Consider the following 12,794-nt stretch of genomic DNA (forward strand, 5'->3'; position numbering starts at 1 on the left):
GCGCTCCAGGAGAACACGATGGCACGAATGAAATTTATCTGCGACGCAGAGCGTTGTATTGAGTGCAACGGTTGCGTGACCGCTTGCAAAAACGAGCATGAAGTCCCATGGGGTGTGAACCGCCGACGTGTGGTCACCCTGAATGACGGTGTACCCGGCGAAAAATCCATCTCGGTGGCGTGCATGCACTGCTCAGATGCACCCTGCATGGCGGTTTGCCCGGTCAACTGTTTCTACAAAACCGACGAAGGTGTTGTGTTGCATGACAAGGACATTTGCATTGGCTGCGGCTACTGCTCTTATGCCTGTCCGTTTGGCGCGCCCCAGTTCCCATCCAGCGGCGCCTTCGGTCTGCGCGGCAAGATGGACAAGTGCACGTTCTGTGCTGGCGGTCCTGAAGAACATGGCAGCCAAGCCGAGTTCGACAAATACGGTCGCAACCGTTTGGCCGAAGGCAAATTGCCCGCCTGCGCCGAAATGTGTTCCACCAAGGCACTGCTGGCCGGAGACGGCGACGTGGTGGCCGACATTCTGCGTGGCCGTGTGGTTCAGCGCGGCAAAGGCGCAGAAGTCTGGGGCTGGGGAACGGCTTACGGCAACCAAGCCAAGGGAGCATGAACATGAAAGCAGCCATCATTTTGAGCAGCCTGTTTTTGCTGGCGGCTTGTGGCGAAACTCGCCAAGACAAAGCTGGGGTTGGTTCTGACAAGCCAGCCGTTGCGGGTACTGGCGTTGCCGTGTACACCGATCCAGGCTGGAAAGCCGGTGACCAGGCTGGTTGGTCCAATCACCTCAAAGCCCGTGCACATTACGGCCAAAACGACCATTCCCGTACCTCCAAGTGAGTACAAGGAGAAGTTCATGCGTCGCTTCTTATTGACTGTCGGGCTGGCACTGGCTGCGTTGGGTGTTTCTGCCCAAACGCAGGCACCTGCGCCTGCGCCTGCAAAACCTGCCGCTCCGGCTGAAAACAGCTTGGGCGTCAAGAGTGCCAACATCTTCCAGATCGCACCCGGTGCGGATGCCGATCCCAAGTACAAAGACCAAACCAACGCCCAAAGGGCGGAGGTTCAGCCCGGCAACAACGCGCCTGTGTGGCGTGCAGTGGGTCAGGGCGTGACGGGTTTCACCAGCTTGCCCAAAAGCCAAGCGCCTGAGGCCGGCAACCTGATTCAGCCTTTCGTGCAGTACCCTGGCTCGCGCTTGTCGTCGGCAGGCGAGTCTTGGCGCCAAGTGCGCAACAACATCATCATCCCTTATGGGGCTGCCTTGTTGCTGATCGCGGTGGGTGCGATGGCTTTGTTTTATTTCAGCAAGGGAACGATCGAGTTGCACGGCCAAGAAACGGGCCGCAAGATTGAGCGCTTCACCCCTTTTGAACGTTCTGCGCATTGGGCCAACGCCATCGCTTTTTGCGCCTTGGCCATTTCGGGCATCGTGATTGCCTACGGCAAGTATTTCTTGCTGCCGATTTTGGGTGACACCCTGTTCGGTTGGCTCTCCTTTGCCTTGAAGAACATCCACAACTTTGCCGGACCCTTGTTTGCAGTGTCTTTGGTGATTGTGTTCATCACCTTCGTCAAAGACAACTTGCCCAGCAAGGACGACCTGGTCTGGATCCTCAAAGGCGGCGGCTTGTTTTCCGGTACCGAAGTGCCTTCGCACCGATTCAATGCGGGTGAAAAAGTCTTGTTCTGGGCCGGTGTTTTGTTCTTGGGTGCCATCGTCGTGGCCTCTGGCTTGGTGCTGAACATGCTCATCCCCGGCCTGATCTATGAACGGGCGACCATGCAGATTGCCAACATGGTCCACGGCGTTGCCAGCTTGTTCATGATGGCCATGTTCATTGGGCACATTTACATGGGCACATTGGGCATGCGCGGTGCCTACAAAGCCATGCGCACAGGCTATGTGGATGAAACATGGGCCAAAGAGCACCATGAGCTGTGGTACGACGATGTCAAGGCTGGCAAGATTCCTGCCCAACGATCTGAAACATCGAACACCTCCGCCACCTCGAACACTTCAACAGCTTCGGCTTGAGTCTGGAGAACTCTCATGAAAAAATACCTGCTTGTCATGTCTGCACTGGCCATCAGCTTTGGTGCTGCTGCCAAATTGCCTGCCCTCAGCGAAGAAGCCAAGGCCAAAGCCGCCGAAGCGGCGGCCAAAACAGCGCACGGCAACAAAGTGGCCGACTTTCAGTTGTGCAAGTCTCGCGAAAAAGTGGCGGCCCACTATTACAAAACCAATGGCAAAGGCAAGGCTGCACCGACGGCCACCCCCGCTTGTGTGGACCCCGGTGCCTATAAGCCTGCAGAAACCACGGCGGCTGCACCTGCTGCCCCCGCTGCTGCTGCCCCAGCAGCCGCCAAGCCCGCGGCTGCACCCGCCAAAAAAGGCTGATCCTTTTTTGCACCCCACTGCAAAATCCCCCGTCGGCAACGGCGGGGGATTTTTACGTTAGGCTCAAGCCATGTCTGTTGTTCTGAACGCCCCTGTGGCCGCATCGGCCCCGCTCAAGCCCCATATCACCCGAGCGCGTGCACCCCTGACCCGCAGCGTGCCCGTGACCAATGAATTCGGAGAAGTCTCAGAGACCCAAATCCCCGCAGAGCGAGCGCTGACGATTTATTTGGATAAAAAAGAGCTGGTGACTTTGATGACCTTGGGAGCCGAGCCCGAGTGGCTTGTCCTGGGCTTTTTGCGCAACCAGCGACTGATCGACTCGGTGGAACAGATCGAATCCATCACCGTGGATTGGACGATTGGTGAAGGCGAAGTGGGCGAGCCCGGCGTGGCCGCTGTCAAAACCCGCGCCCATGCCGAGGTCGTCATCGAGCGCAGCGCCGAGCGTGTCGTGACCACCGGTTGCGGTCAAGGCAGTGTGTTCGGCGACTTGATGGACCACATCGACGAGATTGAACTGCCACCCGCGCAAATCACGCAAACTCAACTTTATGGTTTGGTCAACGCCATCCGCCTGCAAGAAACCACCTACAAGTCCTCGGGATCGGTGCACGGTTGTGCGCTGTTTGAAGGTGAAAAGATGCTCATGTTTGTGGAAGACGTGGGGCGTCACAATGCGGTGGACACCATTGCCGGCTGGATGTGGATGCACGACGTCTACGCCCAAGACAAGGTGTTCTACACCACCGGGCGCTTGACCAGCGAGATGGTCATCAAGTCAGCCCAGATGGGCGTGCCCGTGGTGGTGTCGCGAAGCGGCATCACACAAATGGGGCTGGATGTGGCCAACCGCCTGGGCCTGTGCGCGATCGGTCGCGCCACCAACAAACGCTTTTTGTGTTTCAGTGCACCAGAGCGCCTGGTCTGGCAACCCGAGTTGTTGACACCACCCGGTTGACCGCAAGCAGCGGCTGGCCGGGTCGCATGCGGCCGATCAACCGTTGATGAACTTGGGCGCGCGCTTGTTCAAAAAGGCGTCCATGCCTTCCTTTTGATCGGCGGTGGCAAACAAGCCGTGGAAAAGCCTGCGCTCGAACATCACGCCATCGGTGAGGCCGCTTTCAAACGCGCGGTTGACGCTCTCTTTGGCCGCCATGGTGGCCAGTTGGCCGTAGCCACAGATCATCAGGGCTGCGCCCAGTGTTTCGTCCATCAGCTTGTCAAGGGGCACCACACGGCTCACCAAACCGCCACGCTCGGCTTCGGCTGCGTCCATCATGCGGCCCGTCAACACCAAGTCCATGGCTTTCGACTTGCCCATCGCACGGGGCAGGCGCTGCGTGCCGCCTGCGCCGGGAATGATGCCGATTTTGATTTCGGGTTGCCCAAACTTGGCGTTGTCTGCGGCAATGATGAAGTCGCACATCATGGCCAATTCGCAGCCACCGCCCAATGCAAAGCCGCTGACCGCTGCAATCACAGGTTTGCGAATGCTGCGTATGGTTTCCCAATTGCGTGTGATGAAGTCGTTCTTGTAGACCTCGTGGAAATTGAACTTGGCCATGGCCGAGATGTCCGCGCCGGCTGCAAAAGCTTTTTCGCTGCCGGTAATCACCATGCAACCAATGGCCTCATCGGCGTCAAAGGCTTTGAGCGCCATGCCTAACTCGTCCATCAATGCGCCGTTGAGCGCATTCAAGGCCTTGGGTCGGTTGAGTGTGATGATGCCGACTTGACCGCCTTCGATGCGGACTTCGATGTTTTCGTAACTCAAGTGATTCTCCAACGAGGGGTGACTGTGAATCAAGGACTATAACCATGCCCGCTTTGCCTTGACTGTCGCCATTTTTGCTGGGCTGAGTGAGGCATCGGATGCAGCCCATTGAGGGGCATTCAAGCGGTCAATTCATAGGGAAAATATTAACCAACCGAGCGGTCGGTTAATGGTACATTCAGCACTTCTGGAGACACAATATGACCGAAATCACCGCATCGGTGTTGTACGAAGTGCGGGGCGCTGTGGCCCTGGTGACTTTGAACCGTCCGCAAGCCCTCAACAGTTTTACCCGGGAAATGCACCAGTCCTTGTGGGCGGCATTCGATCAGGCCGAGGCCAACCCTGCCATCCGGGCTTTGGTCTTGACCGGTGCAGGCCGAGGTTTTTGTGCCGGACTCGATTTGTCAGAACTCGATTTCACGCCAGGGCCTGGTTTGCTGGAGCGGGCCGACCCAGGTCCCGTCATCAACGATGCTTTCAATCCCACCACCCGCCGCTTGCAGACGCTGCGCATGCCGGTCATTTGCGCCGTGAATGGCGTCGCTGCGGGCGCCGGTGCATCGGTGGCCATGGCGTGTGACATGGTGATTGCCGCACCATCCGCCAGTTTTGTCCAAGCCTTCAGCAAAATTGGTTTGATACCCGATGCGGGGGGCAGCTGGTTGCTGGTGGAGCGCCTGGGTTTGCCGCGGGCCATGGCGCTGGCCATGACGGGCGAAAAGCTCATGGCCGATAAAGCCAAAGAGTGGGGTCTGATTTGGGATGTGGCCGACGACTGTGTGACGGCAGCCTTGGCGTTGGCAGACAAGCTGGCCGTGATGCCGACCCAGGCCTTGGTGGCGACGCGCCATTTGTTGCGCGATGCGGGGACGCGTTCGCTCGATGCCCACCTGAATGTGGAGCGCGACACGCAATCGAGGCTGGGCAAAACGCACGATTACATGGAAGGTGTTAACGCCTTTTTGCAAAAGCGTGCCCCGCAATTCACGGGCGAATGAACCACTAAGCACGACACCAGACGAATGATGAACGATCCCAAAGCATTGGCCCAATTGGTGGGCGAAACCATGTTCGCTGTCGACGTGGCGTCCAAAGACACCATGGGCATGGCCTTGTTGGCTTGCGAACCCGGTCGTGCCTTGATGCGCATGACTGTGCAAGGCTTGCACCTGAATGGTCACCAAATTTGCCACGGTGGCTTTATCTTCACGCTGGCCGATTCGACTTTTGCATTTGCGTGCAACAGTTACAACAAAAACGCGGTGGCTGCAGGTTGCAGCATCGAGTTCTTAAAGCCCGCCAAGTTGGGCGATGTGCTCACGTGTGAGGGCCTGGAGCAAGCGCTGAGCGGGCGTCATGGCATCTACGACATGAAAGTCACCAATCAAAATGGCGAGGTGATTGCCATGTTCCGTGGCAAGAGCGCGCAAATACAGGGCACTGTGGTGCCTGAATAAATAACGCAGGACAGGCGTGGCCCTGTCCTCAGTTGATCCAGTGGAGTTTTGAATGAGCCAAAAAGCCTTCCCTCTAGAGCCCATCGAAAAGGCCAGCATCGACGAGTTGCGCAGTTTGCAGCTCAAGCGTTTGCAGCAAACGCTGCAACACGCCTACGCCAACTCCCCTGTTTATCGGGCCAAGTTCGACGCGGCTGGCGTGCATCCGGACGACTGCAAGAGCTTGGCGGACATCGCCAAGTTTCCTTTCACCACCAAAGCCGATTTGCGTGACAGCTACCCGTTTGGCATGTTTGCTGTGCCGCGTGAAAACTGCGCACGCATTCATGCGTCGAGTGGCACTACGGGTAAACCCACGGTGGTGGGCTACACCCTCAAAGACATCGACACCTGGTCTACCGTGGTGGCCCGCAGTATCCGCGCAGGCGGTGCTAAGCCCGGTGACATGGTGCATGTGAGCTATGGCTACGGTCTGTTTACGGGTGGTATGGGTGCCCATTACGGGGCTGAAAAACTGGGTCTCACGGTGGTGCCCTTTGGTGGCGGTCAGACCGAGCGCCAGGTGCAGCTGATCCAAGACTTCAAACCCAGCATCATCATGGTCACGCCCAGCTACATGCTGGCCATTGCCGATGAGTTTGAGCGCCAAGGCATTGACCCGAAAACCTCTTCACTGCGGATCGGCATCTTCGGCGCCGAGCCTTGGACCAATGACATGCGCGCCGCCATCGAAAAGCGCATGCACATTGACGCGGTAGACATCTACGGTTTGTCAGAAGTCATGGGCCCGGGTGTGGCCAGCGAGTGCATTGAAACCAAAGACGGTCCCACGATTTGGGAAGACCATTTTTATCCCGAAATCATCCACCCCGAAACGGGTGAGCCTGTGGCCGACGGCGAAATGGGTGAGCTGGTTTTCACCAGCCTCACCAAAGAAGCCTTGCCCATCATCCGTTATCGCACGCGCGATTTGACGCGTCTGCTGCCAGGCACAGCTCGCAGCATGCGCCGCATGGAAAAGATCACGGGCCGCAGCGATGACATGATGATCATTCGCGGCGTGAACGTGTTTCCCAGCCAAATCGAAGAATTGATTTTGAAACGCAGCGAGTTGGCACCGCATTACCAGTGCGTGTTGACCCGTTCGGGTCCGATGGACGATTTGAGCGTGCGGGTGGAGACCAAACCTGGCGTGTCAACCGACAGCTCAGAAGCTCGCGCTGCAGCCCGGCAGCTGCAACATGACATCAAGGTCTTCATTGGCACCAGCGTGTCCATTGAGCTCAAGGCCGAAGGTGGGGTAGAGCGCAGTCAGGGCAAAGCCAAGCGCGTGTTGGATTTGCGAGGCCAGTGAATCAGCCGGGTGTCTGAGCTTGCGGGCAGGGCACCTGTATCCTTTCATGGCTGCCGTCTTGGTTCAGCCGCATGGCACTCAGGCCGCCACCCCATACGCATCCTGTGTCCAAAGCCCAAACATCGGTGCGTGGGGGTTGCTTCAGGGTCGACCAATGACCGAAAGCCACTGTGGTGCCTTCGGTGCGGCGGCCAACAACGTCAAACCATGGCACGTAGCCTGTTGGGGCTGAGCCAGCGGCCTCTTTGGTGTTGAATTCCATCTCACCGGCTGGCGTGCAAAAGCGCAGGCGGGTCAAGGCGTTGACCACCACACGCAAACGGTCAAAGCCTTTCAGGTCGTCATGCCAGACGGACGGGCTGTTGCCGTACATCTGGTCTAAAAAAGTCAGCCAATCGGGTCCACGCAAAACGGCCTCGACTTCACCCGCCAATGCCAGTGTTTGATGGACGGTCCACGAGGGCAAGACCCCAGCGTGGACCGACAGCACACCCTGAGACCACCTGGCCAGAGGTTGGTGCCTCAGCCATTCCAGCAATTCGTGCTGGTCGGGTGCTTGCAGCAAACCATTCAAGGTGTCCGTGCGTCCGGCCTTTCTAAGACCGCTGGCCACGGCCAAGCCGTGCAAGTCGTGGTTGCCCAAGAGGCAGTGCACGCTGCCTTTTAAAGCCATCAGGCGTCTGATCACGGCCACTGAAGCCGGTCCTCGGTTGATCAGATCACCCAGCACCACCAGTTGGTCGCGGCTCGGCGAGAAATCAATTTTTTCGAGCAAATTTTCGAAAGGCTGGTGACAGCCTTGAATATCACCCATCCAATAACATGCCATATGCGTCTTTTAATCCATGAGATTTAATTGCTTTTGGAGGTTTAAACTACCAAGACCAATTACTGACCTGATCCAGCCCCTCGGTCATGGCGCTGTGAAGATTCGAAAGCATTGAACCATAATCATTTTTAAAATAACACGCAAATAATATTCATGGATGGGAAGAGGAAAGCATATTGATTTTGCGTTATATTATGGTTTTTATTTGTTCAGGGGAATTAACATGACACAGTCTTACAAAGAACTTTTGCAACAACGCGAAGCACTTGAGCTGGCCATTTCACAAGCTCGCCAAAATGAAATTTCTGCCGCAGTCGCCAAAGTGCGTGAATTGGTGGCCGAATTTGGACTCACTGTTCAAGACGTCTTCCCCGGTCGCGCCAGCAAAGGTGGCGCCGCAAAAGCCATCAGCAAAGTGGCTGCCAAGTACCGTGACCCGGCCACAGGCCAAACCTGGACGGGTCGTGGCAAAGCGCCAAAATGGATTGAGGGCCGTGACCGCACACCTTTTATGATTGCCTGAAATCCATCCAGCTTTGCTTTAGAACTGGTACAAGCAGTTTCTCTCAAAAACCCCGTCAACACGGGGTTTTCTTTTTTATACGGCCCAATTGATGTGGATCAACTGAATGACCGAGATGTGAGCATCAAATGGGTGCAGATGAACCAAAACGGCGGTCCCTCCCAGCAAACCAGACCAAGGCCGTGTTCAATGTTTCACGGTTGAAGTCAGGCCATAATTCTTCGCAAAAAAATAATTCTGCGTATGCGGCTTGCCATAACAAAAAATTACTGACGCGAGATTCGCCGCCGGTTCGAATGAGTAAATCGACTTCAGGTGCATCGGCCGTGCTCAGATAGGGCGTCAAGGAGGCTTCAGTCAAAGACTCAAGCCCTGAAGAAGGATGTTGGTCCTGCCAAGCTTTGACCGCTTGCAACATGTCCCAGCGGCCACCATAGTTGGCACAGACATGAAGGGTAATGCCGGTGTTGCCAGCGGTTTGCTGCTCTGCATCTGCAATCAGTTCCTGCAAAGCCTCCGAAAATCTGTGTTTGTCGCCCAAAACTTTCAGTCGGACGCCGTTGACGTTCATGTCTCGAATCTCTTTTTTGAGATAGGTCATGAACAATCCCATGAGTGCACTGACCTCGTCGGGTGGTCGTTTCCAATTTTCGGTGCTGAAGGCAAAAAGGCTCAAATGTGGAATTCCAAATTCGGCACATGCTTTGACGATTTCACGAACCCTTTGCGCGCCTGCGGCATGGCCCAGCCCCGCCGGCATGAAGCGGTTCTTGGCCCAACGCCGGTTGCCATCCATGATGATGGCAATGTGCTGAGGCAAAGCAAGGGATTTGGAAGCAGTCAATTTCAAGGTGATGGACGGGTTGACGTCCATTTTAGGGGGCTGCCAAAGGGGCTCCATGGGTCAGCGTTTTAAGAAAGTCCTCATGTCTCCCCAAATCCAAGAATTTCTGGACCGGATTCAATGGATCGAGTTGGCCATTGAGCAAGAGGCCAAGGCGCGACGCCAGCATTGGCAAGCCGACTTTGAGGCGCATAAAGTGCGTTTTGAAAAAGAGGTGTTGGCCCAGCAAAAGCGCTTCAAGCAAGGCTTGCTGATGTATGTGTTGACCGCCGAGTGGCGCCATGTCTTGTGTGTGCCTTTTATTTATCCCGTGCTGGTGCCGATGCTGTTGCTGGATTTCTTTGTTTCTTTTTACCAGTGGGTGTGTTTTCCCCTGCTCAATATTCCGAGGGTTCGACGCTCAGAGTTTTGGGTGTTTGACCGATCGCACCTGGCTTATTTGAATTGGCTGGAAAAAATCAACTGTGCTTACTGCGCCTACGGCAATGGCTTGATCGCTTATTGCCGTGAAGTGTTTGGTTTGACCGAACAGTATTGGTGTCCCATCAAGCACGCGCAGCGCATCCTACAGGCCCATCCTCATTACCATGGATTTGCCGATTATGGCGATGCGGAACACTACCGTTCGGAGTTGTCACGCCTGAGGGCCGAGTTGAAAGCCCGTCAACAGCAAGGAGAGAAGCACAAAGATTGAAGAGGTTTAGTCAAAACAGTCAATGGGGTCTGTCACGTCACCGACACACCTGTGGCCCGAACCCTCATAAAGTCATGGTCATGAGAACTTTTGAAAATTTGGCTGAATTGGCCGCCTGTGTCGGCCAAGATGTGGCTGCGACTGAATGGGTGCAGATCACCCAACAACAGATCAACCAATTTGCCGAGGCCACGGGAGACCCTCAGTGGATTCACATTGATGTGGAGCGGGCCAAGCAGGGCCCTTTTGGGGTGCCCATTGCACATGGTTTTCTGACCTTGTCTTTGTTGTCGCAGTTTTTTGACAAGACCATTGATGTCCGCAGCAAGCGGATGGGCGTCAATTACGGCTTGAACAAGGTGCGCTTCATGGCGCCGGTGCCTGTGGGCAGCCGATTGCGTGCGCATTTGCACCTGCATTCGGCCACGCCCATTGAGGGCAATGGCCTTCAGCTGCAATGGAACGTGACCGTGGAGCGTGAGGGCAGCGACAAGCCCGTTTGTGCAGCCGAGTCCTTGGTGCGAATTTACGCCTGAGCGGGCAATCCGTCTTTGGCGGACGCGCCACCCCATTCGTTTTGCCGCCATGCCTCAAAGACGGTGACTGCCACCGCGTTCGAGAGGTTCAGGCTGCGTTGTCCTTCACGCATGGGCAACTTGATGCGCTGGGTTGGCGAAAATTGCTCGCGCAGTTCGGGCGACAGACCGCGTGTTTCCGACCCAAAGACCAGCCAGTCGCCGGGTTCAAAGTGGACACCGAAAGCAGATCGGCTTCCCTTGGTGGTCAATGCAAACATGCGGTCGGCTGCAGGTTGCGCACTTTTCAAAAATGCATCCCAGTTGGCGTGGCGACGCAAGTCGGCGTACTCGTGGTAATCGAGTCCAGCGCGTCTCATGTGTTTGTCATCCATTGAAAACCCCAGAGGTTCCACCAGATGCAAGGTGCAACCGGTGTTGGCAGCCAAGCGGATGACGTTGCCGGTGTTCGGCGGGATTTCGGGTTCAACCAAGACAATATGAAACATAGGATCTATTGTGCCTTGGCGGTCTCAAAGCGCTTAAGAGTGCACTTGTAATCAGGCCTTATTCGGTTCTGGCCAACACCAAGGCGCTGATGTGGGCCGCGCCAGCTTGGCGCAGCACCTGTGCTGCCGAATGCAAAGAGGCGCCAGTGGTCATGACATCGTCTACCAGCACCACGCGTTTCCCTCTCAGCTGCGCTGCCCGAAGAGGCTCCACGGCGAACGCGCCTGCCAAATTGGCGAGTCGCTCATGGCGGGGCAACTGCCTTTGGGAGGGTGTATCGCGTGTTCGCAGCAGCATTTGCACGTCGGCTTTGTGGGGACTCAATTGTTTGGCCAGCTCCCAGGATTGGTTGTAGCCTCGAAGGGCCAGCCGCTGGGCAGAAAGCGGCATGGGTAGAACCAGATCCGCTTGGTCCAATAGGTCTTCGGCCCAAGGTGTGCTCATCATCAAAGTGGCCAGTGCATGGGACCAACCCGCTTGTTGTTGGAATTTGAATCTTGCAATCAGGTCCACCCATGGCCAGGCGTAGGTCACAGCGGCAAGGCATCGGTCCAAAGGCGGCGCTTGGTTTTGGCAGACGGGACAGGGCCGCCCAGCATGTGCCCATGGCAAGGCGCATAGAAGGCAACGGTTTTGGGGTTGGGCGAAATGGGTGATGCACACCTCGCAGACCGGTGGATGGGGCCAGTCTTGGCAGATGGCGCATCGACTGGGCAACCACTGCCAAAGACCCTGAGGGGCTCGGGCATTCGACGCTAAAGGCTTTGCCTTGAATGAGATGGGCCACATCGTGTCAATATACTCAGACGATTGCCCATGAGCAAGTCGCCGCAACCCTCGTCTGTGTGACCCGCTTCAAGGTTGCTCTTTGCTTGTCTTCATATGAATGACCCATGCCCTCATCTAGACCCCCGTCATTGGACCCCGTCGCTGCCACCAGGTGGCTGAACAGGACCTTGTCTGCGGAGAAATCGCCTTGGTTGCACGAAGAGGTGGCCTCGCGCATGCAAGAGCGATTGGACTTCATCACTCTGCAACCCCAGCAATGGGTCCATTGGGAGCCGCTGAGCGGGGGCGTGGCAGCGCACAAGTCCCTGGTCCAGCGTTACCCCAATGCCCGGGCATGGCTGGTCTGCGGACACGCTGAAAATGTCAAGGCTGCTCAAGCGCTCATCGCCCGTGACTGGTGGCAAGTGCTGGCTTTTAAGGGCCAAAAGCAGCAGATGGGCTTGCCGACTGAACACACGGCCGACATGCTGTGGGCCAATATGCAATTGCATGGACACCCAGAGCCCCAGGCTTTGCTCCAGTCTTGGCATCAGGCTTTGTCTGTGAACGGGTTTTTGATGTTCTCGTGTTTAGGGCCCGATTCGCTGCGTGAGTTGCGCCCAATTTATGAGCTTGCTGGTTGGCCGCAACCGGCGCACGAGTTCACCGACATGCACGATTGGGGCGACATGTTGGTGCAGGCGGGTTTTGCTGAGCCTGTGATGGACATGGAGCGGATCACCTTGACCTATGCCTCGCCAGAGGCATTGTTGGCCGAATTGCGCGAATTGGGCCGCAATTTGCATGTCCATCGATTTGCCGGCCTGAGGGGGCGCGCTTGGCAGCGTTCGTTGCTGCAGGCCTTGAAGGCTTTGGCACGCCCAGAAAATGACGGCCGGCTCGCCTTGAGCTTTGAGATTGTTTACGGACATGCGCTCAAGCCTCAACCCAGGGCCAAATTGGCATCGAAAACGGAAATCGGACTGGAACAGATGCGCCATATGCTGCGTTCATCTGGGGGTATGCCGGACAAACTTTGAGTTTTGTCAAAACAGGGGGTGATCTCAGGTAAAATCCGGCCGGAATTGAACACAGCGATTGCTTGACGGCGTGT

The 12,794-nt window shown here is 56.3% G+C and carries 17 protein-coding genes; 12 read left to right on the forward strand and 5 right to left on the reverse strand.

Annotated features, from left to right (window positions below; genetic code table 11):
- Positions 1-18 precede the first annotated feature (18 nt).
- The 5 genes from fdh3B (at position 19) to B472_RS04405 (ending at position 3,367) form a co-directional block, all read left to right on the forward strand.
- Entirely contained in the window at positions 19-618 is a 600-nt protein-coding gene (fdh3B, locus tag B472_RS04385; RefSeq protein ID WP_026039297.1) for a formate dehydrogenase FDH3 subunit beta, read from the forward strand.
- A gap of 2 nt (positions 619-620) precedes the next feature.
- Positions 621-845, forward strand: coding sequence for a hypothetical protein (locus tag B472_RS04390; RefSeq protein ID WP_116798590.1), 225 nt, complete (start codon positions 621-623; stop codon positions 843-845).
- 16 nt (positions 846-861) lie between these two features.
- A complete protein-coding gene (locus B472_RS04395; RefSeq protein WP_019425744.1) occupies positions 862-2,043 on the forward strand; it encodes a formate dehydrogenase subunit gamma in 1,182 nt (393 codons plus the stop codon).
- Positions 2,044-2,058: 15 nt separating this feature from the next.
- Positions 2,059-2,406 carry a hypothetical protein gene (locus B472_RS04400; protein WP_019425745.1) on the forward strand — a complete coding sequence of 116 codons (348 nt, stop codon included), beginning with the start codon at positions 2,059-2,061 and terminating at the stop codon, positions 2,404-2,406.
- A 70-nt stretch (positions 2,407-2,476) separates the two neighbouring features.
- The gene (locus B472_RS04405) at positions 2,477-3,367 is read left to right on the forward strand and encodes a formate dehydrogenase accessory sulfurtransferase FdhD (RefSeq protein WP_019425746.1); all 891 of its coding nucleotides are present in this window, start codon (positions 2,477-2,479) and stop codon (positions 3,365-3,367) included.
- Between the two features lie 36 nt (positions 3,368-3,403).
- On the opposite strand, the gene B472_RS04410 is transcribed toward B472_RS04405, so the two are convergent.
- Entirely contained in the window at positions 3,404-4,183 is a 780-nt protein-coding gene (locus B472_RS04410) for an enoyl-CoA hydratase (RefSeq protein WP_026039299.1), read from the reverse strand.
- Positions 4,184-4,383: 200 nt separating this feature from the next.
- On the opposite strand from B472_RS04410, the gene B472_RS04415 reads away from it, so the two are divergent.
- From B472_RS04415 to paaK, 3 genes are read left to right on the forward strand one after another with little or no spacing between them, the layout of a single operon-like run.
- Complete coding sequence (locus B472_RS04415; protein WP_019425748.1) at positions 4,384-5,184, forward strand: enoyl-CoA hydratase-related protein; 801 nt, start codon at positions 4,384-4,386, stop codon at positions 5,182-5,184.
- A gap of 24 nt (positions 5,185-5,208) precedes the next feature.
- Positions 5,209-5,643 carry a hydroxyphenylacetyl-CoA thioesterase PaaI gene (gene paaI / locus B472_RS04420; RefSeq protein WP_019425749.1) on the forward strand — a complete coding sequence of 145 codons (435 nt, stop codon included), beginning with the start codon at positions 5,209-5,211 and terminating at the stop codon, positions 5,641-5,643.
- 52 nt (positions 5,644-5,695) lie between these two features.
- A complete protein-coding gene (paaK, locus tag B472_RS04425) occupies positions 5,696-6,997 on the forward strand; it encodes a phenylacetate--CoA ligase PaaK (protein ID WP_019425750.1) in 1,302 nt (433 codons plus the stop codon).
- 1 nt (position 6,998) lies between these two features.
- Here paaK and B472_RS04430 read toward each other — a convergent pair whose 3' ends face one another.
- The gene (locus B472_RS04430; protein ID WP_026039300.1) at positions 6,999-7,826 is read right to left on the reverse strand and encodes a symmetrical bis(5'-nucleosyl)-tetraphosphatase; all 828 of its coding nucleotides are present in this window, start codon (positions 7,824-7,826) and stop codon (positions 6,999-7,001) included.
- Between the two features lie 223 nt (positions 7,827-8,049).
- Between B472_RS04430 and B472_RS04435 the strand changes: the two genes are divergently transcribed.
- Positions 8,050-8,349: an H-NS family nucleoid-associated regulatory protein gene (locus B472_RS04435; RefSeq protein ID WP_019425752.1), complete on the forward strand. Its 300-nt coding sequence runs from the start codon at positions 8,050-8,052 to the stop codon at positions 8,347-8,349.
- Positions 8,350-8,473: 124 nt separating this feature from the next.
- On the opposite strand, the gene uppS is transcribed toward B472_RS04435, so the two are convergent.
- The gene (uppS, locus tag B472_RS04440) at positions 8,474-9,250 is read right to left on the reverse strand and encodes a polyprenyl diphosphate synthase (RefSeq protein ID WP_019425753.1); all 777 of its coding nucleotides are present in this window, start codon (positions 9,248-9,250) and stop codon (positions 8,474-8,476) included.
- A 25-nt stretch (positions 9,251-9,275) separates the two neighbouring features.
- Here uppS and B472_RS04445 point away from each other — a divergent pair, with 25 nt between their 5' ends.
- Both B472_RS04445 and B472_RS04450 read left to right on the forward strand, forming a co-directional pair.
- Positions 9,276-9,887, forward strand: a complete 612-nt coding sequence (locus tag B472_RS04445; protein WP_040505791.1) for a hypothetical protein — start codon at positions 9,276-9,278, stop codon at positions 9,885-9,887.
- Between the two features lie 80 nt (positions 9,888-9,967).
- Positions 9,968-10,423 (forward strand): MaoC family dehydratase, encoded by a 456-nt coding sequence (locus tag B472_RS04450; protein WP_026039302.1) that lies wholly within the window; start codon positions 9,968-9,970, stop codon positions 10,421-10,423.
- Here the strand turns inward: B472_RS04450 and trmL are convergent.
- Both trmL and B472_RS04460 read right to left on the reverse strand, forming a co-directional pair.
- Positions 10,414-10,911: a tRNA (uridine(34)/cytosine(34)/5-carboxymethylaminomethyluridine(34)-2'-O)-methyltransferase TrmL gene (trmL, locus tag B472_RS04455; protein WP_019425756.1), complete on the reverse strand. Its 498-nt coding sequence runs from the start codon at positions 10,909-10,911 to the stop codon at positions 10,414-10,416. The genes B472_RS04450 and trmL overlap by 10 nt on opposite strands.
- 58 nt (positions 10,912-10,969) lie before the next feature.
- On the reverse strand, positions 10,970-11,467 hold the full coding sequence (locus tag B472_RS04460; protein WP_369908178.1) for a ComF family protein: 498 nt from the start codon (positions 11,465-11,467) through the stop codon (positions 10,970-10,972).
- Positions 11,468-11,805: 338 nt separating this feature from the next.
- On the opposite strand from B472_RS04460, the gene B472_RS04465 reads away from it, so the two are divergent.
- Positions 11,806-12,720, forward strand: a complete 915-nt coding sequence (locus B472_RS04465) for a hypothetical protein (RefSeq protein ID WP_026039303.1) — start codon at positions 11,806-11,808, stop codon at positions 12,718-12,720.
- The last annotated feature ends 74 nt before the right edge of the window (positions 12,721-12,794 follow it).

Origin of the sequence: Limnohabitans sp. Rim28 (assembly GCF_000293865.2) — a bacterium.
Classification (GTDB): domain Bacteria; phylum Pseudomonadota; class Gammaproteobacteria; order Burkholderiales; family Burkholderiaceae_C; genus Limnohabitans_A.